Source organism: Cellulomonas citrea, assembly GCF_009829685.1.
In the GTDB taxonomy this organism is placed as follows: Bacteria; Actinomycetota; Actinomycetes; order Actinomycetales; family Cellulomonadaceae; genus Cellulomonas; species Cellulomonas citrea.
In genome coordinates this window covers 1-25,706 of sequence record NZ_VWSD01000029.1, presented here as the reverse complement: position 1 = coordinate 25,706, position 25,706 = coordinate 1, and the positions used below count along the sequence as shown (strand labels likewise).

Genomic DNA, 25,706 nt, shown 5'->3' with positions numbered 1-25,706 from the left:
GTCACGCGGCGGCGCAGCGGGACGGTGATCGCCGAGGGCGCGCCGGTGCCCGTCGATGCGGCCCGCGCCGCAGCGACCGCCTACGCCCGCGCGGCGCGGGCTGCCGGGCTGTCCGACGCCGCGGCGCTCGACCTGGTCCGCGGGGCGTTGCTCGACTGAGCGCGGGCGGGGGCGCACCGGCCGCAGTCAGCGGGCGGCCGTGCACCGGCCGCAGCGAGCCGGCCTACAGCGTGACGCCGACGAGCACCGGCTCGGCCTCGAGCCGCACGCCGAAGGCGGCCTGCACCCCGTCGCGGACCGTCCTGGCCAGGTGCAGCAGGTCGTCGGCTGTCGCGCCGCCCCGGTTGGTGAGCGCCAGCACGTGCTTGCCGGACAGCGCGGCCGGACCGGGCAGCCCGAAGCCCTTGCCGAAACCCGCGTGGTCGATGAGCCAGGCCGCGCTCGTCTTGACCCGGCCGTCGGCGGCCTCGTAGCGGGGCGCCTGCGGCGGCAGCGCGGCCGCAGCCTGCGCGTCGAGCAGCGGGTTGGTGAAGAACGAGCCGGCCGACCGGGTGTCGGGGTCGTCCGGGTCGAGCAGCATGCCCTTGCTCGCCCGCAGCCCCAGCACGGCGTCGCGCACCGCCTGCAGCGGCGCCCGCTCCCCCACCGGCACGCCCAGCGCGGCAGCCAGCTCGGGGTAGGTGATCGGCCGGGACAGCGAGGCCTTGCGCAGCTGGAAGGTCACATCGAGCACGACGTAGCGCGGTGTGGGGGCCCACGGCGCGCGGGCGTCGTCGGGATCGGGGCGCATCGACGCCTTGAGCACCGAGGTGCGGTAGCCGAACCGCAGGTCGGACAGCGGCAGGGTGCGCACCCGGCCACGCCCCCGGTCCCAGACCCGCACGACGGCGATGGTCTGGGCCACCTCCTGGCCGTAGGCCCCGACGTTCTGCACCGGGGTGGCCCCGACCGACCCGGGGATGCCGGACAACGCCTCCACCCCGGTGAGGTCCCCGGCCACCGCGTACCGCACGACGGCGTCCCACGGGGTGCCCGCTGCGGCGACGAGCGTGATCCCGGCGCACGCGGAGTGGTCGGGCACGTCCAGCTCGTCGCGCACGTCCCGCACGACGACACCGTCGAACCCGGCGTCGGCGACCAGCAGGTTGGACCCGCCGCCGAGCACGAGCAGCGGCTCGCCGGCCTCGTCCGCGGCCGTGACGGCGGCGATCAGCTCGGCCTCGGTGCGGGTCTCGACGTACCTCCGGGCGGGCCCGCCGACCCGGAGCGTCGTCAGGTCGGCCAGGGTGGGGACGGGCTCGGTCACCCCACCAGCCTAGGCAGGGTCGCCGTCGGACCCGTCATCGCCGTCGTCGGCCGCCGCCCGGGCGGGTGCGGCCGGCAACGGGGCGGCGGCGCCCACGACGAGCAGCCCGGCCAGCACGGGGACGATGATCGCGAGCAGCGCGTGGCGGTAGCCGACGTGCTGGGCGAGCAGCCCGAGCAGCGGCGGACCGGCCAGGAACGCGCTGTAGCCGATGGTCGAGACGACGGCGAGACGCGGGGCGGCGTGCGCCGGGTCGTCCGAGGCCGCGCTCATCCCCACCGGGAAGCCGAGCGCCGCACCCGCGCCCCACAGCACCACCCCGAGCAGGGCCAGCCACAGCGGCCCGACGGTCCCGAACACCGCGAGCCCGACGAGGCCGAACAGCGCCGAGGCGCGCAGCACGGCGACCCGGCCGTACCGGTCGAGCGCGTAGGTGCCGAGCAGCCGGGTCGTCGTCATCGCCGTGACGAACACACCGAACGAGAACGCGCCGAGGGCGTGCGACACGTCGAACCCGTCGACGACCGCCAGGCTCACCCAGTCGTTGGCAGCACCCTCGGCGAGCGCGGCGGCCAGCACCACCAAGCCGATGAGCAGCGTCCGCGGCTCGGTCCAGGCGGCGAACGCGCTGCGCCGGGGCGCCGGGGTCACGACGGCCGGGTCGACGAGCACGTCCTCGTCGGCAGGCGCGGCTACCACGGGCGCCGCGGGCACCGACGAGGGCAGGAATGACCGCACCGCGAGGAGCACCCCGAGGAACGAGAGCCCGACGGCCACCGGCACGTTGACCACGACGGGCACACCCAGACCGGCCGCGCCCGCGGCCAGCGCCGCCGCGACCACCGTGCCGAAGGAGAACCCGGCGTGGTACCGCGGCATCACGGTACGGCCGAGCCGCTGCTCGACGGCCGCGCCCTCGAAGTTCATCGCGGCGTCCCACACCCCGGTGCCGACGCCGAACAGCACGAGCGCGAGGACGACGAGCGGCACGGACCTCGCCTGGACGCCGAGCGCCGCGACCGTGAGCCCGGTCGCGTTGGCCGCGGCGAACACCGTGACCGTGCGCCGGGGGCCGAGCCGCTGCACGACGATCCCGGACAGCGGCAGCGAGACGAGCGAACCCACCGAGGCAGCCAGGAGCACGAGCCCCATCTGGTCGGGCTGCAGGTGGAGCCCGTCGCGCACCGCGGGCAGCCGGGAGGCCCAGGACGCGAAGTTGAAGCCGTTGAGGAAGAAGACGGCGAACACCGCGACCGACCCGCGCCGCACCGCATCCGGTGCGACGGACGAGGGGGCGGTCATCCGCCCATCCTCCCGGCTCATCGCGCGTCCACCAGCGCGGCCGTCGCCGACGTGCGCTGGGCCGTGACGGTGCGCAGCGGCGCCACCCGGCCGGCCACCGCGACGGAGGCCGCGAGCGCGACCGTGACGAGCAGCAGCGCGTGGCGCGTCCCGAGGCCCTGGGCCACGAGTCCGAGCACTGGGGGCGCGACCAGGGAGGCGACGGTCGCGAACGAGGAGACCACGGCGACCCGACCGGCGGCCCGCAGCGGGTCGTCGGACGCGGCGGCGATGGCGATCGGCACGGCGAGCGCAGCCCCCAGGCCCCAGGCCGCGACACCGCCGACGGCGAGCGGCAGCGTCGGTGCCACCCCGAACACGACGAGGCCGGCCAGCGACACGAGCCCCGAGACCCGCAGCACCGCGACCCGTCCGAACCGGTCGATGAGGCGTGTGCCGAGCACCCGGACGGCGGTCATCGAGGCGATGAACACGCCGAGCACGACCCCGCCGACGGCCTCGGGACGGGCGAAGGAGTCGACGACGGCCAGCGACAGCCAGTTGTTGGCGGACCCCTCCGAGAGCGAGGCGGCCATCGCGACCAGCCCGATGAGCAGCGTGCGCGGTTCGGTCCACGCGAGCATCGAGGCGCGCAGCCCGCTGCCCGGGGCCACCTCCGCGGCCCCGGCCGCTGCCTGCTGGCCGGGCACGGCGGGCACCTCGTCCACGCTCAGCACGACCCCGGCGCGGACGCTGGCCAGCCGCCAGACCAGCCCGAGCACCGCGACGGTCGCCATCTGGGCCTCGACCGGCACGTCGAGCGCGGAGCAGGCCGCCCCGCCCAGCGAGCCGAGCACGGCCCCGGCGGAGAACCCGGCGTGGAACTGCGGGATGACGGTGCGACCGAAGGCCCGTTCGATCCGGGCCGACTCGACGTTCATCGCCAGGTTGACGAGGGCGACCCCCACCCCGTTGACGACGACGCCGACGCAGAGCAGCGGCAGCACGCCGAAGGTCGGTCCGAGGCCGATGACGAGGTAGCCGCTGGAGATGACGACGGCCGCGACGACGATGAGGCGCCGGCTGCCGAGCCGGGCATGCACCGCCCCGGAGACGAGCACGGCGGCAAGGGCGCCCAGTGCGCCGAGCAGCAGCACGACGCCGAGCTGCGCGGTCGAGAGCCCCATCGCGGCGCGCACCGAGGGCAGCCGGGCCAGCCAGGAGGAGAACATGATGCCCATGAGCGCGTAGATGCCGACGAGCAGCAGACGGGCTCGTCGGACGGCGGGACTGGGTGCGGTGTGCGCGCGGCGTAGCACGACGGCTCCATCGGTGGCGGCGGCAGCGTCGGGCCGCCGGGTCGGCAGCGGGACGCCGATCGAGATATCGAATCGATTCGACCACAGCACGAGGAGCACGTCGAATCGTTTTGATGGGTCCTGGCATTGTGTCGCTACGCTGACGTCGCCGTCAACCACGTCCGCCCGGGCGGGTCGACCGGTACCGTCCGGGCCACCCCGGACCTCGCCGAGAGCTGCCGCCACCGACAGGAAGGAGCCGCGATGTCAGCCCGCACCACGCTCGCCGACGTCGCCGCCGCGGCGGGCGTCTCGGTCTCGACCGCCTCGCTGGCCTTCTCCGGTGCCGGGCCCATCTCGCCTGCGACGCGCACCAAGGTGCTCGAGGCCGCCGGCACCCTCGGCTACCAGGGCCCGAACCCCCTGGGCCGCCAGCTGCGCAGCGGCCGGGCCGGCATCGTCGGCGTCGTCGTGGGCGACTCGCTGCGCCGCTCGTTCCGCGACCCCGTCTCCATCCAGGTGCTCGACGGGCTGGCCACGAGCATCGAGTCGCTCGGGCTCGGGCTGCTCCTGGTCCGCGGCTCCGACGAGCCCGGCGCCGAGGAGCTCAACCCCCTCGTCGCCACGGCCGCGATGGACGTCGCCGTGCTGCTGTGGGGCGCGACGACCGACAGCCCGGTGCTGGCCGCACTGCGCGCCCGCGGCGTGCCGATCGTCGTCGTCGAGGGTCGGGTCGGCGAGGGCGACGCCCTCATCCGGATCCAGGACCGCACCGGGATGCGGCTCATCGGTGAGCACCTGCTCGCCCTCGGGCACCGCCGGATCGCCACGGTCACCCTGCCGTTCGACCGGGACGGCCGCGAAGGTCCGGCCGACCCCGCCCGGCTGACGCACATGCGCTACGAGATCGCCCGCCGGCGGCTGGCCGGTCTGCGCGACGCCGGCGTGGAGCCGACCGTGGTCTACGAGACCCCGGCCTCGCTCGTCGAGCTGGGCACCGCCGCGGGGCGTGCGCTGCTGAGCAGCCCCGACCGGCCGACCGCGATCGTCGCCCAGTCCGACCTGCTGGCCTCCGGCGTGCTGCTCGCCGCCCGCGAGCTCGGGCTGTCGGTGCCCGGGGACGTGTCGATCGCCGGCTTCGACGGGCTGGACCTGCCGTGGCTGCACCCCGACGTGCTCACCAGCGTGCACCAGCCGCTGCAGACCAAGGGCGAGCTCATCGGCCGCGCGGTCGCCGACCTGCTCGCGGGGAAGAAACCGCGCACCCGCACGCTCGACGTGTCCCTCGTCGTCGGCACCACGACGGGCCCCGCGCCGGTCTGACCTCCAGCCGGGACCAGCAGGGCAGCCGAGGTCAGCGGGGCAGCCGGACCTGGACCTGGGCCTTGCCGAGCACGCGCTGCCCCTCGACCACGGCCTGCAGGTCGATGCGGGCGGTCCCGGCCTCCTCGTCGAGGGCACCGACGACGGCCACCACCTCGACGACGGCCTGGCCGGGGTCGGGCACCGGGACCGGACGGGCGAAACGCACCTGGTAGTCCAGCACCGCGCCCGGGTCGCCGAGCCAGTCGACGACGACGTCGACCGCCGCACCCATCGTCCACATGCCGTGCGCGATCACACCGGGCAGGCCCACCTCGCGGGCGACCCGCTCGTTCCAGTGGATCGGGTTGAAGTCACCGCTCGCACCGGCGTAGCGCACCAGCCGGGAGCGGTCCACGGCGATCTCGCGCCGGGCCGCCTCGTCGCCGACGTTCATGCGTCCTCCCCCCGCACCGCGAGGGTGGAGCGGACGGTGCTCACCGGCGCACCCGCCTCGTCGGCGATCTCGCAGCGCGTGGTCACCAACGTGATGCCGGCCCGCTCGGTGATCTGCTCGACGTGCAGCGTCGTCACCAGCCGGTCACCGGCGACGATCGGCCGGTGGTGGGTGAACCGCTCGTCGGCGTGCACCACACGGGAGAAGTCGATCCCGGCGGCCGGGTCGGCGACCAGCTGCTGCTCGGCCCGCTGGGCGATGACCACCGCATAGGTGGGCGGCGCCACGACGTCAGCGTGCCCGAGGGCACGGGCCGCCTGCGGGTCGCTGTAGGCAGGGTGCGTGGCACCGGTGGCCTCGGCGAACGCCGCCAGGGCCGTGCGGGCCACCTCGTACGCAGGCGTCGGGGGGTAGACCCGCCCGACGTAGCCGGCGTCGACCGGCACGGAGGTCAGCGGGTCTCGCGGTGGACGGTGTGACGACCGTCGCGCGGGCAGTACTTCTTCATCTCGAGCCGGTCGGGGTCGTTCCGCCGGTTCTTCTTGGTGATGTAGTTGCGCTCCTTGCACTCCGTGCAGGCGAGCGTGATCTTCGGACGGACGTCGTGGCTCTTGCTGGCCATGGCTTGTCACCTCTCGCGCGCGCGGCGCGCCGTGTTCGTCGAACCGGGCGCGCCGGCCGACGCGCTCCGTGGAGCTGAGTGGTAGCGGGAGCGGGATTCGAACCCGCGACCTCACGATTATGAGTCGTGCGCTCTCACCAACTGAGCTACCCCGCCCCGACATGGCACAGGCCATGCACAGAGCCCCGAAAGGGAATCGAACCCTTGACCTTCTCCTTACCATGGAGACGCTCTGCCGACTGAGCTATCGGGGCGGCGCGGAACAGAGTACAGGAGCCAGGGGGCCGCACGAAATCGGCTGCCGACGCAGGCGCCCCGCACCCCCTGCCCGGCTGGTGCGACGCACCCGCGAGACGAGAACGGGGCGGTCTGCGTGTGCAGACCGCCCCGTGCTGTGGCGGGTGAGGGATTCGAACCCCCGTAGGCGTTGCCAGCTGATTTACAGTCAGCCCCCTTTGGCCACTCGGGTAACCCGCCGCAGGGACGCCGTGCCGGACACCCGTTGAGGTGACCGTCGACGACGTGCGGATGGAAGGATAGCAACTCCAGCCCCCACGCCCGAATCGCGTGCGCCGGCAGGGGGTGCGCAGGGGCAGGCAGGGACATGACCGACCAGGAGGCAGTGGCATGGCAGGCGACTCGTCGTTCGACGTGGTGAGCAAGGTCGACCGGCAGGAGGTCGACAACGCCCTCAACCAGGCGTCCAAGGAGATCGCGCAGCGCTACGACTTCAAGGGCGTCGGCGCCTCGATCGCCTGGAGCGGGGAGACCATCCTGCTCGTCGCCAACTCCGCCGAGCGGGTCAAGGCCGTGCTCGACGTGTTCGAGACCAAGCTCATCAAGCGCGGCATCTCGCTCAAGTCGCTGGACACCGGCGACGGCGAGCCCAAGCCGTCGGGCAAGGAGTACCGGCTGTCGGCGACCATCAAGGAGGGCCTGTCGTCCGAGGTCGCCAAGCAGCTGGCCAAGCTGGTGCGCGACGAGGGCCCCAAGGGCGCCAAGGCAGCCATCCAGGGCGACGAGCTGCGCGTCTCGTCCAAGAGCCGCGACGACCTGCAGGCCGTCATCGCCCTGCTCAAGGGCGCCGACGTCGACGCCGCCCTGCAGTTCGTCAACTACCGCTGAGCCCGGTCGACGCCGGGGCACCCACCCCGGCGTCGACCGTCGCCACGCTCAGTACCGCGTGATCCCGCCCTGGGTGCCCGCCATGGCCTCGAGCCGCGCGATGCGCTCGGCCATCGGCGGGTGGGTGGAGAACAGCTTGGCGGCGCCCGCCCCGGAGAACGGGTTGGCGATCATGAGGTGCGAGACGTCGACCAGCTTCTGGTCCTGCGGCAGCGGGCGGGCCTGGGTGCCCTGCTCCAGCTTGCGCAGCGCCGAGGCCAGCGCGAGCGGGTCACCGGTGAGGGTGGCACCGTCCTCGTCGGCGTCGTACTCGCGGGTGCGGCTGATCGCGAGCTGGATCATCGTCGCCGCGAGCGGGGCCAGGAACACCAGCAGCAGACCGGCCAGCGGGTTGCCGCCGCGGTCCCGGTCGGAGCCACCCCCGAAGAACATCGCGAACTGGGCCACCGAGGTGATGACACCGGCGATCGCCGCCGCCACCGACGAGGTGAGGATGTCCCGGTTGTAGACGTGCATGAGCTCGTGGCCGAGCACCCCGCGCAGCTCACGCTCGTCCAGCAGCGAGAGGATGCCCTCGGTGCAGCACACGGCGGCGTTCTGCGGGTTGCGCCCGGTCGCGAAGGCGTTCGGGGCCATCGTCGGGGAGACGTAGAGCCGTGGCATGGGCTGGCGGGCCGTCGTCGACAGCTCCCGCACGACCCGGTACATGACGGGCTGCTCGAGCTCGCTCACCGGCCGGGCCTGCATCGACCGGATCGCGATCTTGTCGGAGTTCCAGTACGAGTACGCCGTCGTCACGAGGCCGATCGCCGTGAAGATCCACAGGAACCGGGGCGTCCCGCCGCCGATCACCCAGCCGATGCCCAGCAGCACCGCCCACATGACCCCGAACAGCGCCGCGGTCTTCACCCCGTTGTAGTGCTGGTGTCCCATCGAACCCTTCCTCGACCCGGTGTTCACGTCCATCCTCCCCCGTGGAACGTCTCCCGGACCAGCACCGTTCCCCCGTACCCTTGGCCGACGCCGCGACGTCGCCCGGATGGCCCCGCGGCGAACGACCTATCTCTGGAGAGCTCAGATGCGCATCGCCCGCTGGACCGCCCTGGCCGCACTCACCGCGCTGGCCCTGGCGGCCTGCGCACCGGCCACCTCGTCCGGCGGCTCCTCGCCCAGCGGCACGGGGCTGGCCACCGTGAAGCAGGGCGTGCTCACGTTCGCGACCTCGGACCCGGCCTACGCGCCCTGGGTGCAGGACAACGACCCGTCGAGCGGCAAGGGCTTCGAGTCAGCCGTCGCCTACGCGGTGGCCGACAAGCTCGGGTACCCCAAGGACAAGGTCGTCTGGGTGAACGCGACGTTCGACCAGATCATCGCGCCCGGGGTGAAGAACTTCGACGTGGCGATCAACCAGGTGTCGATCACCGACGAGCGCAAGGCGAACCTCGACTTCTCCAGCCCGTACTACACGACCACCCAGGCGGTCGTCACACTCGCGTCCTCGCCCGCTGCCAAGGCCACGACGCTGGCCGACCTCGCACCGCTGCGGATCGGGGCGATGGTCGGCACCACCAGCCTCACCGCCGCGCAGAAGGCCATCAAGCCGACCACCGCGATCTCGGTCTACAACAGCAACGACGACGCGAAGGCGGCGCTCACCTCGAACCTCGTCGACGCGATCGTCGTCGACCTGCCGACCGCGCTGTACATCACCAGCGCCGAGCTCGACGGCGGCGTGATCCTGGGCCAGCTGCCGGACTCGGCGGGCGGCGACCAGTTCGGGCTCGTGCTCGACAAGGGCAGCGCGCTCACCGCACCGGTGAGCGCCGCGGTGGACGCCCTGGCGGCCGACGGCACGCTGGACACGCTGCAGAGCACGTGGCTCACCGACGCAGCGGGTGCACCGGTCCTCAAGTGAGCGTCCCGGACGCACCGGGCTGGGTGGCCTCGGACCGGCAGCGCGAGCGGGAGCGGTTCCGTCGCGCTCGCGCTCGCCGGTCCACCCTCGTGGCCCTCACCTCGACGGTGGCCCTCACCGCCGTCATCGTGCTCGGCGTACGGTCCTCGCCGGGCTGGCCTCGGGTGCGGCAGTCCTTCTTCAACCCGCAGGTCGCGCTCGACTCGCTGCCGGACGTGCTCGCCGGGCTGTGGCTCAACGTGCGGGTCATGGTGGTCTGCGCCGTGCTCATCGTCGTGCTGGCGCTCGCGCTGGCGCTGGCGAGGTCGCTGCGCGGGCCGGCGTTCTTCCCGTTGCGGGCGCTTGCGGCTGGGTACGTCGACCTGTTCCGCGGGCTGCCGCTCATCCTCGTGCTGCTGCTCGTCGGGTTCGGGCTGCCGGGTCTGCGGCTGCAGGGCATCCCGACCTCGGCCGTCACGCTCGGTGCGTTGGCGCTCGTGCTGTCCTACTCGGCGTACGTGGCCGAGGTGTTCCGGGCCGGGATCGAGGGCGTGCACCCCTCCCAGGTCGCCGCCGCGCGTTCCCTCGGCCTGACCCGGGGGCAGACGATGGCGCACGCGGTGCTGCCGCAGGCGGTGCGCCGGGTGGTGCCGGCACTGCTCAACGACCTCATCTCGCTGTCCAAGGACTCCGGGCTCATCTCGATCCTCGGCGCGGTGGACGCGGTGCGCGCCGCCCAGATCCAGACCGCCGAGCACGCCAACTTCACGCCCTACGTCGTGGCGGGGGTGCTGTTCGTGCTGCTCACCGTGCCGCTCAGCCGGGTCACCGACGCCCTAGCCAAACGTTCCGGCTGGTTGGCCGCCCAGGGTGCGCTCACCGCCGGGACCGTGCGATGAGGCGGGGTCCGGCCGCGCCGGCCGCACCCGCGGGCGGCGGACCGCTGCTGCGTGTGCAGCAGGTGCGCAAGACCTTCGGCACCCATGTGGTGCTCGACGGGGTCGACCTCGACGTCGAGGAGCACGCCGTCGTCGTCCTCATCGGCGCCTCCGGCTCCGGCAAGTCCACCCTGCTGCGCTGCATCGACCTGCTCGAGGAGATCGACGACGGGGTCATCGAGCTGGCCGGCACCGACATCGCCGACCCGCGGCTGGACGCCGATGTGCAGCGGGCCCGGATGGGCATGGTCTTCCAGCAGTACAACCTGTTCGGGCATCTGCGCGTGATCGACAACCTCACGCTCGCCCCGCGGCTCGTGCACAAGGTGCCCGCGGACCAGGCGCGCGCCGACGCCCTCGCGATGCTCGACCGCGTCGGGCTGGCCGACAAGGCGCGGGCCTTCCCCGACGAGCTGTCCGGCGGGCAGGCGCAGCGGGTGGCCATCGCCCGGGCGCTCGTCGGTCGCCCCGAGCTGCTGCTGCTCGACGAGGTCACCAGCGCCCTGGACCCCGAGCTGGTCGGTGAGGTGCTCACCCTGCTGGCCGAGCTCAAGTCGACGGGGCTCACCATGCTGCTGGCCACCCACGAGATGGCCTTCGCCCGGGAGGTCGCCGACGAGGTGTGCTTCCTGCACGCCGGCCGGGTGCACGAGCGCGGCACGCCCGCCCAGGTGCTCTCGGACCCGCAGCGCGAACGCACGCAGGAGTTCCTGCGCCGCATCACCGGCTGACGCGGGGCGGTCGGCCGGAGCCGCACGGCGCGCCCGGTCGGTGACCGGGCGGAGGCCGCGGAAAGCGGGGCCGCTCAGCCCCGCGCGCGCCCCAGCGACACGTCGACCATCTCCTCGCGCGGCACGACCTTGATGCGGGCCCGGCCGTGCGGCTCGCCGAGCCGCTGCTCGTGCTCGTCGAGCAGCTCCCAGCCGGACCACGGGACCACGTCGACCTTGCGCTCGGCCAGCAGCGTGAGCACGGCCTGCGGGTCACGCGTCGGCGCCTGGGGAAGCGTCGGGGCGTCGGCGACCAGGTTGCGGATCGTCTCCTGCGCATCGGACTTGGTGTGCCCGATGAGACCGACCGGGCCACGCTTGATCCAGCCCGTCGCGTACAGCCCCGGGACCGGGGTGCCGTTCTCGTCGACGACCCGGCCCTCGCGGTTGGCGATGACGCCGGCAGCCTCGTCGAACGGCACGTCGGGCAGCGGTGAGCCGAAGTAGCCGATCGCCCGGTAGACGGCCTGCACCGGCCAGTCGTGCAGCTCCCCCGTCCCGGTGACGGTGCCGTCGCCGGTGAGCGTGGTGCGCTCGGTGCGCAGACCCACGACCTTGCCGTCCTCGCCGAGGACCTCGACCGGCTGGTGCAGGAAGTGCAGGTGGATCCGCCGGCTCGCGGTCAGCTCCTCGGGCTCCTTGAGCGTCCAGTCGGTGAGGGTCTTGACGACCTGCTTGGTCTGGTTCGACGAGTGGATGGCCGCCATCGACCCCTCGTCGAAGTCGAAGTCCTCCGGGTACACGATGACGTCGACGTCCGGCACCATGCCCAGCTCTCGCAGCTCCAGCGGGGAGAACTTCACCTGCGCCGGACCGCGCCGGGCGAACACGTGCACATCGGTGACCGGGCTGGCCGACAGGATCTCGTACACGTTGGCCGGGACCTCGGTGGGCAGCAGGTCCTGCGGGTGCTTGGCCAGCACCCGCGCCACGTCGAGCGCCACGTTGCCGGCACCGAGCACGGCCACGTGCTGGGCGTGCAGCGGCCAGGTGCGCGGCACGTCGGGGTGCCCGTCGTACCAGGAGACGAAGTCGGCAGCCCCGTAGGAGCCGTCCAGGTCGATGCCCGGGATGGGCAGCGCCGCGTCCCGGATCGCGCCGGTGGCGAAGATGACCGCGTCGTAGTGCTCCCGCAGGTCCGCCATCGTCAGGTCGGTGCCGTAGTCGACGTTCGCGAGCATCCGGATGTCGCCGCGCTCGAGCACCTTGTGCAGCGCCACGATGATCTGCTTGATCCGCGGGTGGTCCGGGGCGACGCCGTAACGGACCAGGCCGTAGGGCGCGGGCAGCCGCTCGATGAGGTCGATCTGCACGTCCGGCACGGACTTGGTCAGGATGTCGGAGGCGTAGGTGCCGGCCGGACCGGCACCGACGACGGCGACACGCAAGGCGCTGCTCACAGAGATGGACCTTCGGGTGCTCGAGGGGGGCGGACCACGGTCCGCCGCAGATTCGCCGTCCAGTCTAGAGCGCCCCACCGGGGCCTCCGCTGGGGTCGGCTACCGTGCAGCCGTGACCGGCACCCCGCGCAGCCCCGAACGGTCCGGCGTGGCACTGGGGCTCACCGCCTACGGGCTGTGGGGGCTGCTGCCGCTCTACTTCCCGCTCATGGCCCCGGCCGGTGCGGTCGAGGTGATCGGGCACCGGGTGATCTGGTCACTCGTGCTGTGCCTGGGCATCCTGCTGGTCACGCGGTCGTGGCGCTCCTTCACCGCGGTGCTGGCGGACCGGCGCACGATGGCGGTGCTCGCCGCGGCCTCGGTGCTGCTGGCCGCGAACTGGTTGACCTTCGTCATCGGCGTCACCACCGGGCACACCGTGGACGCAGCGCTCGGCTACTTCATCAACCCGCTCGTCGTCGTCGGGCTGGCGGTCGTGGTGCTGCACGAGAAGCTGCGCGTCACCCAGTGGGTGGCGCTGGGCCTGGGTGCCGCGGCGGTCGTCGTCATCTCGGTGGGCAACGGTGCGGTGCCCTGGATCGGGCTCATCGTGGCCGTCACCTTCGCCTGCTACGGGTTGGCGAAGAACCGGGTGGGCCGCACGGTCGCGGCGACACCGGGTCTGGCGGCCGAGACCCTCGTGCTCGCCCCGCCGGCCCTCGCCTACCTGGTGTGGCAGCAGGCGTCCGGCGCGGGCTCGTTGACCGGGTCCGGGCCGTGGCACGTGGCGGGACTGGTGAGCCTGGGCGTGGTCACCACGGTGCCGCTGCTGGCCTTCAACGCGGCCGCGCGGCGGCTGCCGCTCTCGGTGGTCGGGCTGCTGCAGTACGTCACACCGCTCATGCACCTGGCGATCGGCGTGTGGGTGCAGCACGAGCCGATGCCCGCGGCCCGCTGGTGGGGGTTCGCGCTCGTGTGGGTGGCGGTCGTCCTGCTCGTCGTCGACGGGCTGCGCGCGGCGCACCGGGTGCGCCCCGGCACCCCCGCCGTCGACGGCTCAGACGAGCGCGGTGACGGTCACGACGCGGTCGCCCAGCCGTAGCACCCAGCCGGCGCCGATGACGGCCCGGACCCCGGGCGCCAGCACCGCGGTGGCCCCGGTGGGGTCCTGCAGCACTGTGCCGTTCGTCGACCCCGGGTCGCTCACCCACAGCAGCGCACCGCCCTGCTCCGGGCCGAACAGCAGGTGCAGCCGGGACATCGACCGCTCCGGGTCGGCGAGCACCACCTGGTGGTAGGCGCCGCGGCCCGAGGTGTGCGACGGGTCCCGCCCGATCGCCCCGTCGCCCACGACGTCGACCACCTCACCGGTGTCGGCCACCAGGCGCAGCCACGGCTCTGCCAGCAGCTCGACGGGACGCTCGACGGCGAACCGGGTGAGCTCGACCTCGTCGGGCAGGCGTCCCGCCGCCGCGGCGTCGGCCACGACAGGATCCAGCACGGCGGTCTCCCGCACGGCGGTCTCCCGCACGGCGGACGGTCCGTGCGGCGCTGCCTCCTCCCGCGCCACCACCACCTGCGGTGCCGCGCCCGGGGGGTCGGGCAGCAGGTCCGGGGCATCCGGGGACTGCCCGGCACTCTGGTCGGACGAGGCAGGGGCGGCGCCGAGGAGCCCCGGCGGGTCCGGCACCAGGTCGGGGACCGGGACGGCGTCGGCCCGGTCCTGAGCCTGGCCCTCCTCTGCAGCGGCCAGAGGTGCCGGCAGCGGTGCCGACGCGCGAGGCGACGACACCGCGCGACGCGGCTCGGTGAGCCGCGCCGAGGCGCTCGTGCGACGCCGCACGGCGTCGCCGTTGCCGTCGTCGAGGGCTGCCGCGGCCGACCGGCGGTCACCCCGCGGCAGGACCGCGGCGGCGAGCAGCACCATCGTGCCGGCGGCCCGGTCGTGCCAGCCCCGACGGGCCGGTGAGGCGTCCCACGCCCCCGAACCGGCCACGACGTACGCACCCACCCCAAGGACGAGCGAGCCGGCGGCCAGCACCAGGTCGCGCACCAGGACGGCGACCAGCCCTGCGGGCAGCCCGGTCCGCGCGCTCACCGTCCGGATCCCGACGATCGCCGCACCCGCGGTCGCGCCCGTCACGGCCTCGGCGACGAGCTGGCCCGCGAGGACGAGCAGGCTCAGCCCGAGGACGGCCACCAGCAGCGGCGTCCCGGTGGGGAGCCCGGCGAGCAGCCAGCCGGCCACCGCGAGCACCACGAGCAGCCCGCCGAGCACCTGGTCGAGCAGCAGGGCCACGAGCCGACGCCCGATCGGGGCCACGGCCCCGGGCAGCACGGGCGCCGTGCCCTCGCCCTCGAGGACGACCGCGTGCCGTCGTCGGGCGGTCGCCGCGCTCAGCCCGGCATGGTCGACGACGTGGCCGCAGGACGTGCAGCGGACGACTCCCTGATCGAGCCGGTGCCCGCACTGCACACAGACCGTCACCGTGGTCGTCACCGCCGTCCTCATCGCGCTCCCCGCACGTCCTGGCGATGATCTTCCCATCACCCCTGCCGGGGTGATCGGTCGTTCAGGGCCGTCGCATGAGCCCGCGGGGCGGACCGGGATCAGCCGGCGCGAACCACCAGGGCCTGAGCAAACGCCACGAGGGCATCCCGCGCGGGTCCGGCCGGCAGCGGTTCGAGGTCGGCGACCGCCTCGTTCGCCAGCTCGACGGCACGTCGCTGGGTGGCCTCGGCCACCGGGTGCGCACGCAGCCCTGCGACAGCCTGGGCCAGCACGGCGTCGTCGGAGAGGTCCCCGTCCAGCAGCGCGAGCAGCTCACGGTCCCCGGGACGCTCGTCGCCGGTCGCGACGGCCTCGCGCAGCAGCAGCACCGGCATGGTCGCGACCCCCTCGCGCAGGTCGGTCCCGGGCGTCTTGCCGGTCGCTGCGCCGTCCGAGGCCAGGTCGAGGTAGTCGTCGGCGATCTGGAACGCGACACCCACCCGCTCCCCGAACCGCGCCACGAGCTCGACGACCTCCGGGCTGCAGTCGGCGAACATCGCGCCGTACCGGGCCGAGGTGCCGACCAGCGACGCCGTCTTGTCCGCGAGCACCTGCAGGTAGTGGGCCGTCGGGTCCTGCCCCGGCGTCGGACCGACCGTCTCGGCGAGCTGCCCCAGGCACAGGCGTTCGAACGTCTCTGCCTGGATGCGGACCGCCTCCGGCCCGAGCGAGGCGACCGTGGCCGAGGCGCGGGCGAACAGCAGGTCGCCGGTGAGGATCGCCACCGTGTTGCCCCAGACCTCGTGCGCCGACGGCGCACCGCGGCGCAGCGGCGCGGAGTCCATGACGTCGTCGTGGTACAGCGAGGCCAGGTGGGTGAGCTCGACCGCGACCGCGGCCTCGACCACCTCGGGCCGGTCTGCCGTGCCCAGCTCCGCGGTGAGCAGCGCGAGCAGCGGCCGCAGCCGCTTGCCCCCGGCGTTCACCAGGTGGCGCGAGGCATCGTCGGCGAGCCGGTCCGCCTGGCGCACGGCACGCTGCAGGCGTTCCTCGACCACGGCGAGGCGCTCCTCCAGCCGCCGGGCGAGGGCGGGGTCGGTCAGCGGGATCGTCGTCGTGGGGCTCACGGGACGAACCTAGCGGCCCCCCGACGGGTACACCGAACCGAGCGGTCCAGGTACGACAGTCCCGGCTCGCTCACGGCAGGTACGCCGCGACCTGGCTGATCGCGTCGAGCACACCGCCGGGGAAGATCCCGAGCACGACGGTGAGCACCGCGCAGACCGCGATCGACACGGTGGCCAGGCCGTTCGGTCGCACCACCGTGGTGGTGACGACCCGCGCCGGCGCCGTCTGGAGCAGCGTCGCCGTCCCGGTCCCGGCAGCCGCCGCGGGCTCGGCGTCGGTCGACGCCTGCGTGGGCTCGGAGGCCGGGAAGAACATGAGCACGATGACCTTGACGTAGAAGAACGCCGCGGCCGCCGAGGCGAGCACACCGATGAGCGCGAGCGGCCAGGCGCCGCCGTGCACCGCCGCCGAGAACACGGCGAACTTCCCGACGAAGCCCGCCGTGAGCGGGATGCCCGCGAAGGACAGCAGGAAGAGCAGGAAGGTCACCGCGACGACGGGGTGGGTGCGGCCCAGACCGGCCCACTGCGACAGCGCCGTCGCCTCACCGCTGACCCCGCCGGAGGCCGACCGCTCGCGCACGATCGAGATGATCGCGAAGGCACCGACCGTCGCCAGACCGTAGGCGAGCAGGTAGAACAGCACCGAGCTCGGTCCCTGCTTGTCCAGCGCGGCCACCCCGGTGAGCACGAACCCGGCGTGCGCGATCGAGGAGTAGGCGAGCAGCCGCTTGATGTCGGTCTGCACCAGACCGGCCACGGTGCCCACCAGCATCGTCGCGATGGCGACGGTCCACAGCACGACGGTGAGGTCCCAGCCCAGGCCCGCGAGCATCACGTAGAGCACCCGCAGCATCGCCGCGAAGGCAGCCACCTTGGTGCCGGCCGCCATGAACCCCGTGATCGGGGTGGGGGCCCCCTGGTAGACGTCGGGGGTCCACATGTGGAACGGCACCGCACCGACCTTGAAGAACAGGCCGACGAGGATGAGCACGGCGCCGAGCAGCAGCAGCCCCTCGGTGCCGGTGGGGGTGGCCACCGCCGTGGCGATCTCGGAGTAGCGCAGGGTGCCGGTGGCGCCGTACACGAGGGCGATGCCGAAGATGAAGAACGCCGAGGCGAAGGCGCCCAGCAGGAAGTACTTGAGCGACGCCTCCTGCGACTGCAGCCGGCGACGACGCGCCATCCCGGACAGCAGGTAGAGCGGCAGCGAGAGCACCTCGAGCGCCACGAACAGCGTGAGCAGGTCGCCCGTCGACCCGAAGATCATCATCCCGCCGGTCGCGAACAGCACGAGCGGGTAGACCTCGGTCTGCGCCATGCCCCGGGTGGTCGCGATCTTCTCGTAGTCCGACCCGGGCGCCGCGGAGACCATGGGTGCGAACGCGTCCTCGTCGCTCGCGGTGCGGTCCGCCATGACGAGGACCGACAGCAGCGCGATCACCAGGATGATCGCCTGCGCGACGAGCGCCGGGCCGTCGAGCACGAACGACCCGCTGAGCACGTCGTACCCGCCCGTGGACTTCACGGTGCTCCACGCCAGCGCCAGTGCGACGAGCGCACCGACGACGGCCGCGAGCGACAACGTCACCTGGGCGACGCGGCGGAACCGGGCGGGGACGAATGCCTCGAGCAGCACGCCGACGACGGCGGCCAGGAGGACCACCACCACCGGGGCGAGCGGCCCCCACGAGACGGTGGGCGCGATGAACTCGGCGATCACTTGCCGGCCTCCGAGGTAGCGGTGGTCTGGGGCACGTCCTGCGCGCCGACCTGCTGGACGCTGGTGACTGCCGACGGGCGGACCAGGTCGAGCGCGGGCCGGGGCCAGAACCCGAGCACGAGCATGAGGGCGATGAGCGGCACGACGGCCCACCGCTCGACGACGCTCACATCAGCGAACCGACCGAGCGCCGGCAGCTCACGGACGTCCTGGTCCGGGGTGTTCGTCGGCAGTGGACCGGTGAAGACCCGCTGGTAGGTCCACAGCACGTAGATCGCTGCGAGCACCACGCCGATGCTCGCGACGATCGCGGCCGCCGGGTGCACGGCGAAGGTGCCGACGATGACCAGGAACTCCGAGATGAAGGTCGACAGACCCGGCAGCGAGAGCGCCGACAGCCCGACGACCAGGAACAGCCCGGCAAGCACCGGGACCTGCTTCTGCAGCCCCCCGAAGTCGGCGATCTCGGGCGAGCGGCGCCGCGCCACGAGGTAGCCGACCAGCAGGAACAGCCCGCCGGTCGAGAGCCCGTGGTTGACCATGTAGAACGACGACCCGGAGATCGAGGTCGACGTGAAGGCGAAGATGCCGAGCACGATGAACCCGAAGTGCGAGACCGAGGTGTACGCCACGAGCCGGAACAGGTTCTTCTGGCCGATCGCCAGCAGCGCCCCGTAGATGATCGACACGACCGCCAGCACGATGATGAACGGCGCCGCCCACCGCGAGGCGTTCGGGAACAGCGGCAGGCACAGCGTGAGCATCCCGAAGGTGCCGACCTTGTCGAGCACGCCGACCAGCAGCGCGGACGTCCCGGCCGGTGCCTGCTCGGCCGCGTCCGGCAGCCAGGTGTGCACGGGGAACATCGGCGCCTTGATGGCGAACGCGATGAAGAACGAGACGAACAGCCACTTCTCGACGCTCGGGTCCAGGCTCAGCCCGGTGAGGTTGTCGGTGAGGAAGCCCTGCGGTCCGCCGGGGCCCTGCATGTACAGCGCGATGACGCCGATGAGCATGACGAGCCCGCCGGCCAGCGAGTACAGCAGGAACTTCACGGCCGCGTAGCGCCTGCGGGACCTGTCGGCCCCGAAGCCGCCGATCATGAAGTAGACCGGGATGAGCATCGCCTCGAACAGGACGTAGAAGAAGAAGACGTCCCGGGCGGCGAACACCGCGACCATGAAGGCCTCGAGCAGCAGCGCGAGCGCGAGGTAGCGGCGCAGCCCGTCGGTCGCCTCGTGCACGCTGCCCTGCTCACGCCAGGCGGCCAGCACGACGAGCGGCACGAGCACCACCGACATGAGCACGAGCGCGAGCCCGACCCCGTCGACGCCGACCGCGTAGGAGACGCCGAACGCCGCGATCCACGAGTGGGTCTCGACGAGCTGGTGCTCACCGGCCCGGCTCGTGTCGAAGCCGGCAGCGGCGATCACCGCGACCGCCACCTCCGCGAGGGCGAAGACGAGGGCGACCTCACGGGCGCGGCCCCGCAGCGGGGAGGGCAGCCACAGCGCGAGCGACCCCAGCAGGGGCAGCACGATCAGCAGTGTGAGCCAGGGGAAGTGAGACATCGGTGTGCTGCTCTCCTCAGCTCTGCACGGCCAGGACGATGACGACGAGCGCGACCAGCCCCAGGAGCATCGTCGAGGCGTACTGCCTCACGAAGCCCGTCTGCGGTCGGCGCGCGGCGTCGCCGACGGCGACGGTGCCGCGGGCGATGCCCGTCACCGCCCCGTCGACCACGGCGCCGTCCATGAACACCAGGGCCCGTGTGGCGTAGGTCCCGGGAATGACGAGCAGGCCGTCGTTGACAGCGTCCTGCTTGAGGTCCTCGCGTGCGGCCTGGACCAGCCAGCTCGCCGCCGGGGCCGTGGTCGGCACCGGCTGGCGCGCGTACCGCTGCCAGGCCAGGACGGCCGCGGCGATGACCAGCACGAGCGTGACGATCGTGATCACCAGGGCCGGCAGCACCGGCTCACCGTGCTCGTGCGAGCCGGTGACGGGGGCCAGCCACTGCGTGAACCGCGACCCGGAGGCCAGGATCCCGCCGAGCGCGACCGAGCCGACCGCGAGCACGATCATCGGAGCGGTCATGAGCTTGGGCGACTCGTGCGGGTGCACGTCGTCCTCCCAGCGCTCCTTGCCCTCGAAGGTCATGAAGAACAGCCGCGACATGTAGAACGACGTGATCGCCGCGCCCAGGAGCGTGACCAGCCCGAACACCCAGGCCCGCCAGACCTGGCCGTCCTGGACGACGAACGCCGCCTCGATGATCGGGTCCTTGGTGAAGAAGCCCGACAGCGGGGGGATGCCCAGGATCGCAAGCCAGCCGGCAGCGAAGGTCGCGTAGGTGATCTTCATGTGCTTGCCGAGCCCGCCGAAGCGGCGCATGTCGGTCGAGTCGTTCATGCCGTGCATGACCGAGCCGGCCCCCAGGAACATCCCGGCCTTGAAGAAGCCGTGGCTCACCAGGTGCATGATCGCCAGCGCGTAGCCGATCGGGCCGAGCCCGGCGGCCAGGATCATGTAGCCGATCTGCGACATGGTCGAGGCGGCCAGCGCCTTCTTGATGTCGTCCTTCGCGCACCCGACGACCGCCCCGTAGAGCAGCGTGATCGCGCCGATGATGACCACGACGAGCCGCGCGTTCGGCGCCGCGTCGAAGATCGCCTGGGAGCGGACGATGAGGTAGACGCCCGCGGTCACCATGGTGGCCGCGTGGATGAGCGCCGAGACCGGCGTCGGGCCGGCCATCGCGTCGCCCAGCCAGGACTGCAGCGGGAACTGCGCCGACTTGCCGGTGGCCGCGAGAAGCAGCATGAGCCCGATCGCGGTGAGCAGCCCCTGCGAGAGGTGCCCGCCGGTAGCCGCAGCGTTCACCGAGCCGAAGTCCAGCGCACCGACGTTGGCGAACAGCAGCCCCATCGCGACGAGCATGCCGAGGTCGCCGACCCGGTTGGCCACGAAGGCCTTCTTCGCGGCGACCGCGTTCTCCAGGGCGTTGACGCCCGAGACGGTGTGGTCGCCGTCGTGGCCGGGCCGGGCGTCGACCTCGTGGTTCCAGAACCCGATGAGCAGGTACGAGGCCAGACCCACGCCCTCCCAGCCGAAGAACAGCAGGAGGTAGGAGTCACCCAGCACCAGCACGAGCATGGAGGCGACGAACAGGTTGAGGTAGGCGAAGAACCGCCGCCGGTTGACGTCATGCGCCATGTAGGCGATCGAGTAGACGTGGATGAGCGAGCCGACGAAGGTGACGAGCAGCACGAACGTCACCGACAGGGTGTCGACGCGCAGCCCGGCGTGCAGGTCGAGCGCACCGGCCGAGATCCAGCTGCCCAGGTCGACGTCCTGCACGCGCTGGTCGGCGGGGGCCGACAGCAGCTGCAGCGCGATGGCGGCGGCGACGACGAACGAGGCCGCCGGGGCGAGCACCCCGAGCAGGTGGCCCCACCGGTCGGCGCGCCGGCCGAGGACCAGCAGCAGCGCGGCGCTGATCGCGGGCAGCAGGATCAGCCACAGGGCGCCCGAGGCCGCCCCGGTGGCCGGGATGGCGCCGACGGGCTCGGACGCGGGAAGGGCTCCCGCGAGCACGGCTCCGGTCAACGAGGTGGCGAGCGTGCTCACGCGGGTTCCCTCACGTCCTTGAGGAGGTTGGCATCGTCCACCGACGCGGAGCGCCGGGTCCGGTAGATCGAGACGATGATGGCCAGCCCGACGACGACCTCGGCCGCGGCGACCACCATGACGAAGAACGCAAGCACCTGGCCGACGAGGTTGCCGTGGATCCGCGCGAAGGTGACCAGCGCGAGGTTCGTGGCGTTGAGCATGAGCTCGACCCCCATGAACACGATGATCGCGTTGCGGCGCAGCAGCACGGCGGACGCGCCGATGGAGAACAGCAGCGCCGCGAGCACGACGTAGTTGGTGACGCTCACCGGTCGGCCTCCGTGCTCTGGTCGGGTGCAGCTGCCGGACCGTTCTGACCGGTCTGCGAGGTGGCCGCGTCCAGGGCCGCGGTCGCCGGCTCGTCACCGCTCAGCGGCTCGGATGCCTGGGGTGGCGGTTCGGAGTCGGCCGCCCAGCCCCCGGCCAGCACGCGGTCGATCCGCGCCGCGTACTCGCGCGCATCGGCCTCCTGGCCACGAACCCGGATGACACGCGGCACAGAGGCCTCGAGCGGCCGGCCGTCGGGGCCGAGCGCAGGGACGTCCATCGCGTTGTGCCGGGCGTAGACGCCCGGCGCCGGCAGCGGCGTGAGGACGACACCGTCGGCGAGGGCGGCCACGCGGGCGTCGGCGCGCTGGCGCTGGTCACGCTTGGGCGTGAGCCGCTCGCGGTGGGTGAGCACGAGGGCGCCGAGCGCCGCGGTGACCAGCAGTGCGCCCACGATCTCGAGGGCGAACGCGTGCTGGCCGAACACGATCTTGGCCAGACCCACCGGGTTGGTCTCGGCGTTCGCGTCCTGGAGCCCGACGGGGGCGCCGTAGGTCGCCCGGCCGATGACTCCGGCGAGCACGACGGCCAGCCCGAGGCCGGCGACGATGCCGACCACGCGCTGCCCGGCGAGGGTCTCGGTGAGCGAGTCGGAGGAGTCGACGCCGACGAGCATGAGGACGAAGAGGAACAGCATCATGATCGCGCCGGTGTAGACGACGACCTGGACGATGCCGAGGAACACCGCGTCCTGCGCGACGTACATGAAGGCCAGCGAGATCATCACGACGATGACCCCGAGCGCGGCGTGCACGGCCTTGCGGGCGAACAGCAGGCCGAGCGCGCCGACCACCATGATCGGGGCGAGCACCCAGAACAGGATGGCTTCGCCGGTCGTGGTCGTGCCGCTGGCGTCGAGCGCCGCCGGCAGCAGCGTGGTGAGCGTGGTCACCGGGCACCCCCCTCGCGGCGCGCGGCCGCGGTGATCTTCTGCTGAGCGGCGCGGGTCTCGCCGATCGGGATGGCCGTGGCGATACCGGGGCCGCCGACCAACGAGGCGTCGTCGGGCCGCTGCTCGCGCACCCAGTCGCGCTGGGTGTCGGTCGCGCCGGTCACCTCACCGCGGTAGTACTCGGTGTCCGTGGTCCCCTCGACCATCGGGTGCGGCGGGGCGAGCATGCCCTCCGCCAGCGGGGCGAGCAGGTCCTGCTTCTCCCAGATGAGCCCGGCCCGGGTGGGGCCGGCGAGCTCGAAGTCGTTGGTCATGGTGAGGGCGCGGGTCGGGCACGCCTCGATGCACAGCCCGCACAGGATGCAGCGCAGGTAGTTGATCTGGTAGACGCGGCCGTAGCGCTCCCCCGGCGAGAACTGCTCGTCCGGGGTGTTGTCGGCGGCCTCGACGTAGATCGCGTCCGCCGGGCAGGCCCAGGCGCACAGCTCGCAGCCGATGCACTTCTCCAGTCCGTCCGGGTACCGGTTGAGCTGGTGGCGCCCGTGGAAGCGCGGCTTCACGTTGGCCGGCTCGCGCGGGTACTGCTCGGTCACGATCGGCTTGAAGAAGTTCGAGAGCGAGACCCCGAACCCGGCCGCGGGCGCGAAGAACTCCGCCAGGCCGTGGCGCTCGGGGATCATCGACTCATAGGGCGTCACCGGCGCGCCGGGGGTTCCGGCAACCGGGCGGGGCTGCACCCCGGACGCCGGACGGGTCTCGTCGTTGGCCTCAGGCACGGTCGACCTCCTCCTCGGGAGTGGTCTTCGGGTCGGACGTCGCACCGGCCGCGGCCATCGCCCGCAGCTTGCGCGGCGAGGGCGGCAGCACCTGGCCGGGCAGCGGCGGCACGGGGTAGCCGGCCGCGAAGGCGTCGAACGGCTCCGGTTCGGGCTCCGGTGGCGCGACTTCCTTCTTGTCCGGGATGAAGAAGGACACCGCCAGTGCGACGAGCAGCACGGCCCCGGCGATGAGGAAGAGCGGACCCCGCAGGTTCACCGAGCCGAACTCCTGCAGCGCCTTGACGGCGATGACGAGCACCAGCCAGCCCAGCGCCACCGGGATGAGCACCTTCCAGCCCAGGTTCATGAACTGGTCGTAGCGGAAGCGCAGCAGCGTGCCGCGCACCCACACGAAGAAGAACATGAGCAGCCAGACCTTGACGAGGAACCACAGCACGGGCCACCAGCCGGTGTTGAGCATCCCGTCGTTGATCGCCGACAGCGGGAACGGCGCCCGCCAGCCGCCCAGGAACAAGGTGGTGCACACTGCGGACACGTTGAGCGCGTTGATGTACTCGGCCAGGTAGAACCAGGCGAACTTCATCGAGGAGTACTCGGTCATGTACCCCGCGACGAGCTCGCCCTCGGCCTCCGGCAGGTCGAACGGCAGGCGGTTGACCTCACCGATCATCGACACGACGTAGAGGATGAACGCGACCGGCAGCGCGACGGCGTACCAGAAGCTGCTCTGCGACTCGACGATCTGCGAGGTCGACATCGACCCGGCCAGCACGAAGACGCTCACCAGCGACAGCCCCATGGCCAGCTCGTAGCTGATGACCTGGGCGGTCGAGCGCACCGAGCCGAGCAGCGGGTAGGTCGAGCCGGAGGACCAGCCACCGAGCATCATCCCGTAGGCACCGACCGAGGTGCAGGCCAGGATGTAGAGCACCGCGACCGGGAAGTCGGTGAGCTGCAGCGGCGTGAGGTGGCCGAAGATCGAGACGGCCGGCCCGAACGGCACGACGGCGAGGGTGAGCAGCGCCGCGAAGACCGAGATCGCCGGGGCGATGAGGTAGACGGCCTTGTCCGCCGCCCGCACCGAGATGTCCTCCTTGATGAGGAGCTTGACGGCGTCGGCGACGGTCTGCAGCAGACCGAACGGGCCGTGCACGTTCGGGCCCGGGCGGATCTGCATCCGGCCGACGACCTTGCGCTCGAACCAGATGGCCAGGATGACCGAGGTCAGCAGGAACACCAGGATCGCGGCGCCCTTGAGCAGCACGATCCAGAAGTTGTCCTGGCTGAAGTCGGCGGTGGCGACCGCCAGGTGGGGGGTCATGCCCGGTCCTCCTTCTGCTCGTCCGTGCCGGCATCACCGGCGGCGGACAGCGCGACGACGTCCCCGGCGAGCGCACCGAGCTGCTCGCGCACGCGGCAGTCCCGGGCGTTGGTCGGCAACCACACGAGGTGGTCGGGCATCGCGACGACCTGCACGGGCAGCCGCACCGACCCGCGGCCGGTGCTCACCTCGACCAGGTCACCGTCGGCCACCGGCACCCCCGCCGCGGTGGCGGCGGAGACCTTCGCGGTGCTGCGACGGGCGGTCCCGGCGAGGAACTGCTCACCGTCCTGCCCACGGCCGGCGTCCAGCATCGGGCTCCACGTCGCGAGCACCGCGTGCCCGGCCGGGACGACCGGCGGCTCGCTCGCGGCCGTCTGGGGGGCGCTCACCCGAGCACCCGTCCAGCCGCCGAGACCGTCGAGCTCGGCGTGCACAGCCGTGAGCGTGGACAGCCCGAGCTCGGCACCCATCACCGACGCGACCCGGTCCAGGACACGGTGGTCGGCGAGCTGGCTCGAGGCCAGGGCCTGCGGGAACGGCCGCGGGCGGCCCTCCCAGGTGACGAACGTGCCGGCCTTCTCGACGGGCGGCGCGACCGGCAGCACGACGTCGGCCCGGTCGGTGACGTCGGAACGACGCACCTCGAGGCTCACGACGAAACCGGCCGCGTCCAGCGCGGCGCGGGCCGCGGCCGGGTCGGCCAGGTCAGCCGGGTCCACCCCACCGACGAGCAGCGCACCGAGCGAACCGTCGGCCGCGGCCGCCAGGATCGCGTCGAGGTCCCGACCGGGCTGCGCGGGCAGCGCATCGGCGCCCCACAGACCGGCGACCTCGGCACGTGCGGACTCCTCGTCCACCGGACGTCCGCCCGGCAGCAGGGACGGCAGCGTGCCGGCCTCGACCGCACCACGCTCACCGGCGCGACGCGGCACCCAGGCGAGCGAGGCACCCGTGCGCTCGGCCAGCCGCAGCGCGGCCGACAGCGCACCGGCCGAGGTGGCC

Annotated in this window: 24 protein-coding genes and 3 tRNA genes; 6 read left to right on the top strand and 21 right to left on the bottom strand. The window is 72.8% G+C overall.

The window, feature by feature from the left end; genetic code table 11:
* Positions 1-223 precede the first annotated feature (223 nt).
* Genes F2B26_RS05360 through F2B26_RS05350 form a run of 3 tightly spaced genes read right to left on the bottom strand, consistent with a single transcriptional unit; the run spans position 224 to position 4,005 of the window.
* On the bottom strand, positions 224-1,306 hold the full coding sequence (locus tag F2B26_RS05360) for a UDP-N-acetylmuramate dehydrogenase (RefSeq protein WP_159807205.1): 1,083 nt from the start codon (positions 1,304-1,306) through the stop codon (positions 224-226).
* Between the two features lie 9 nt (positions 1,307-1,315).
* Entirely contained in the window at positions 1,316-2,608 is a 1,293-nt protein-coding gene (locus F2B26_RS05355; protein ID WP_159807203.1) for an MFS transporter, read from the bottom strand.
* Positions 2,609-2,625: 17 nt separating this feature from the next.
* A complete protein-coding gene (locus F2B26_RS05350; RefSeq protein ID WP_235929515.1) occupies positions 2,626-4,005 on the bottom strand; it encodes an MFS transporter in 1,380 nt (459 codons plus the stop codon).
* Between the two features lie 144 nt (positions 4,006-4,149).
* On the opposite strand from F2B26_RS05350, the gene F2B26_RS05345 reads away from it, so the two are divergent.
* Entirely contained in the window at positions 4,150-5,208 is a 1,059-nt protein-coding gene (locus tag F2B26_RS05345; protein WP_159807201.1) for a LacI family DNA-binding transcriptional regulator, read from the top strand.
* Positions 5,209-5,239: 31 nt separating this feature from the next.
* Here the strand turns inward: F2B26_RS05345 and F2B26_RS05340 are convergent, their stop codons facing one another.
* The 6 genes from F2B26_RS05340 to F2B26_RS05315 form a co-directional block, all read right to left on the bottom strand.
* Positions 5,240-5,644: a MaoC family dehydratase gene (locus F2B26_RS05340; RefSeq protein ID WP_159807199.1), complete on the bottom strand. Its 405-nt coding sequence runs from the start codon at positions 5,642-5,644 to the stop codon at positions 5,240-5,242.
* The gene (locus F2B26_RS05335; protein ID WP_159807197.1) at positions 5,641-6,090 is read right to left on the bottom strand and encodes an FAS1-like dehydratase domain-containing protein; all 450 of its coding nucleotides are present in this window, start codon (positions 6,088-6,090) and stop codon (positions 5,641-5,643) included. The genes F2B26_RS05340 and F2B26_RS05335 overlap by 4 nt, the downstream gene beginning before the upstream one ends.
* A gap of 5 nt (positions 6,091-6,095) precedes the next feature.
* On the bottom strand, positions 6,096-6,266 hold the full coding sequence (rpmG, locus tag F2B26_RS05330) for a 50S ribosomal protein L33 (RefSeq protein WP_159807195.1): 171 nt from the start codon (positions 6,264-6,266) through the stop codon (positions 6,096-6,098).
* A gap of 79 nt (positions 6,267-6,345) precedes the next feature.
* Positions 6,346-6,422 (bottom strand) — tRNA-Met (locus tag F2B26_RS05325).
* Positions 6,423-6,447: 25 nt separating this feature from the next.
* Positions 6,448-6,520 (bottom strand) — tRNA-Thr (locus F2B26_RS05320).
* A gap of 141 nt (positions 6,521-6,661) precedes the next feature.
* A tRNA-Tyr gene (locus tag F2B26_RS05315) sits at positions 6,662-6,743 on the bottom strand.
* Between the two features lie 150 nt (positions 6,744-6,893).
* On the opposite strand from F2B26_RS05315, the gene F2B26_RS05310 reads away from it, so the two are divergent.
* Complete coding sequence (locus tag F2B26_RS05310) at positions 6,894-7,391, top strand: YajQ family cyclic di-GMP-binding protein (RefSeq protein ID WP_159807193.1); 498 nt, start codon at positions 6,894-6,896, stop codon at positions 7,389-7,391.
* Positions 7,392-7,439: 48 nt separating this feature from the next.
* Here F2B26_RS05310 and htpX read toward each other — a convergent pair whose 3' ends face one another.
* Complete coding sequence (gene htpX / locus F2B26_RS05305) at positions 7,440-8,324, bottom strand: zinc metalloprotease HtpX (RefSeq protein WP_159807191.1); 885 nt, start codon at positions 8,322-8,324, stop codon at positions 7,440-7,442.
* Between the two features lie 145 nt (positions 8,325-8,469).
* Between htpX and F2B26_RS05300 the strand changes: the two genes are divergently transcribed.
* The 3 genes from F2B26_RS05300 to F2B26_RS05290 are packed head-to-tail and all read left to right on the top strand — an operon-like array spanning position 8,470 to position 10,954.
* The gene (locus F2B26_RS05300) at positions 8,470-9,306 is read left to right on the top strand and encodes an ABC transporter substrate-binding protein (protein WP_159807189.1); all 837 of its coding nucleotides are present in this window, start codon (positions 8,470-8,472) and stop codon (positions 9,304-9,306) included.
* Entirely contained in the window at positions 9,303-10,184 is an 882-nt protein-coding gene (locus F2B26_RS05295) for an amino acid ABC transporter permease (protein ID WP_159807187.1), read from the top strand. Before F2B26_RS05300 ends, F2B26_RS05295 begins: the two co-directional genes overlap by 4 nt.
* A complete protein-coding gene (locus tag F2B26_RS05290) occupies positions 10,181-10,954 on the top strand; it encodes an amino acid ABC transporter ATP-binding protein (RefSeq protein WP_159807185.1) in 774 nt (257 codons plus the stop codon). The genes F2B26_RS05295 and F2B26_RS05290 overlap by 4 nt, the downstream gene beginning before the upstream one ends.
* Before the next feature lie 74 nt (positions 10,955-11,028).
* Here F2B26_RS05290 and F2B26_RS05285 read toward each other — a convergent pair whose 3' ends face one another.
* Positions 11,029-12,399 (bottom strand): FAD-dependent oxidoreductase, encoded by a 1,371-nt coding sequence (locus F2B26_RS05285; protein WP_159807211.1) that lies wholly within the window; start codon positions 12,397-12,399, stop codon positions 11,029-11,031.
* Between the two features lie 106 nt (positions 12,400-12,505).
* On the opposite strand from F2B26_RS05285, the gene rarD reads away from it, so the two are divergent.
* Entirely contained in the window at positions 12,506-13,474 is a 969-nt protein-coding gene (gene rarD, locus F2B26_RS05280; RefSeq protein WP_235929514.1) for an EamA family transporter RarD, read from the top strand.
* On the opposite strand, the gene F2B26_RS05275 is transcribed toward rarD, so the two are convergent.
* From F2B26_RS05275 to F2B26_RS05230, 10 genes are all read right to left on the bottom strand, one after another.
* Entirely contained in the window at positions 13,430-14,872 is a 1,443-nt protein-coding gene (locus F2B26_RS05275; protein WP_159807181.1) for an RDD family protein, read from the bottom strand. The genes rarD and F2B26_RS05275 overlap by 45 nt on opposite strands.
* Before the next feature lie 110 nt (positions 14,873-14,982).
* On the bottom strand, positions 14,983-15,990 hold the full coding sequence (locus tag F2B26_RS05270) for a polyprenyl synthetase family protein (RefSeq protein WP_159807179.1): 1,008 nt from the start codon (positions 15,988-15,990) through the stop codon (positions 14,983-14,985).
* A gap of 70 nt (positions 15,991-16,060) precedes the next feature.
* Positions 16,061-17,710, bottom strand: a complete 1,650-nt coding sequence (gene nuoN / locus F2B26_RS05265) for an NADH-quinone oxidoreductase subunit NuoN (protein ID WP_159807209.1) — start codon at positions 17,708-17,710, stop codon at positions 16,061-16,063.
* On the bottom strand, positions 17,710-19,284 hold the full coding sequence (locus F2B26_RS05260; protein WP_159807177.1) for an NADH-quinone oxidoreductase subunit M: 1,575 nt from the start codon (positions 19,282-19,284) through the stop codon (positions 17,710-17,712). The genes nuoN and F2B26_RS05260 overlap by 1 nt, the downstream gene beginning before the upstream one ends.
* A 16-nt stretch (positions 19,285-19,300) precedes the next feature.
* Positions 19,301-21,340 (bottom strand): NADH-quinone oxidoreductase subunit L, encoded by a 2,040-nt coding sequence (gene nuoL, locus F2B26_RS05255; RefSeq protein WP_159807175.1) that lies wholly within the window; start codon positions 21,338-21,340, stop codon positions 19,301-19,303.
* Entirely contained in the window at positions 21,337-21,651 is a 315-nt protein-coding gene (gene nuoK, locus F2B26_RS05250; protein ID WP_159807173.1) for an NADH-quinone oxidoreductase subunit NuoK, read from the bottom strand. Before nuoK ends, nuoL begins: the two co-directional genes overlap by 4 nt.
* Positions 21,648-22,601: an NADH-quinone oxidoreductase subunit J gene (locus tag F2B26_RS05245; RefSeq protein WP_159807171.1), complete on the bottom strand. Its 954-nt coding sequence runs from the start codon at positions 22,599-22,601 to the stop codon at positions 21,648-21,650. Before F2B26_RS05245 ends, nuoK begins: the two co-directional genes overlap by 4 nt.
* Entirely contained in the window at positions 22,598-23,281 is a 684-nt protein-coding gene (gene nuoI / locus F2B26_RS05240; RefSeq protein ID WP_159807207.1) for an NADH-quinone oxidoreductase subunit NuoI, read from the bottom strand. Before nuoI ends, F2B26_RS05245 begins: the two co-directional genes overlap by 4 nt.
* A gap of 88 nt (positions 23,282-23,369) precedes the next feature.
* On the bottom strand, positions 23,370-24,701 hold the full coding sequence (nuoH, locus tag F2B26_RS05235; RefSeq protein ID WP_159807169.1) for an NADH-quinone oxidoreductase subunit NuoH: 1,332 nt from the start codon (positions 24,699-24,701) through the stop codon (positions 23,370-23,372).
* A partial coding sequence (locus tag F2B26_RS05230; protein ID WP_159807167.1) for a molybdopterin-dependent oxidoreductase occupies positions 24,698-25,706 on the bottom strand: 1,009 nt, incomplete at its 5' end. The genes F2B26_RS05230 and nuoH, both read right to left, overlap by 4 nt.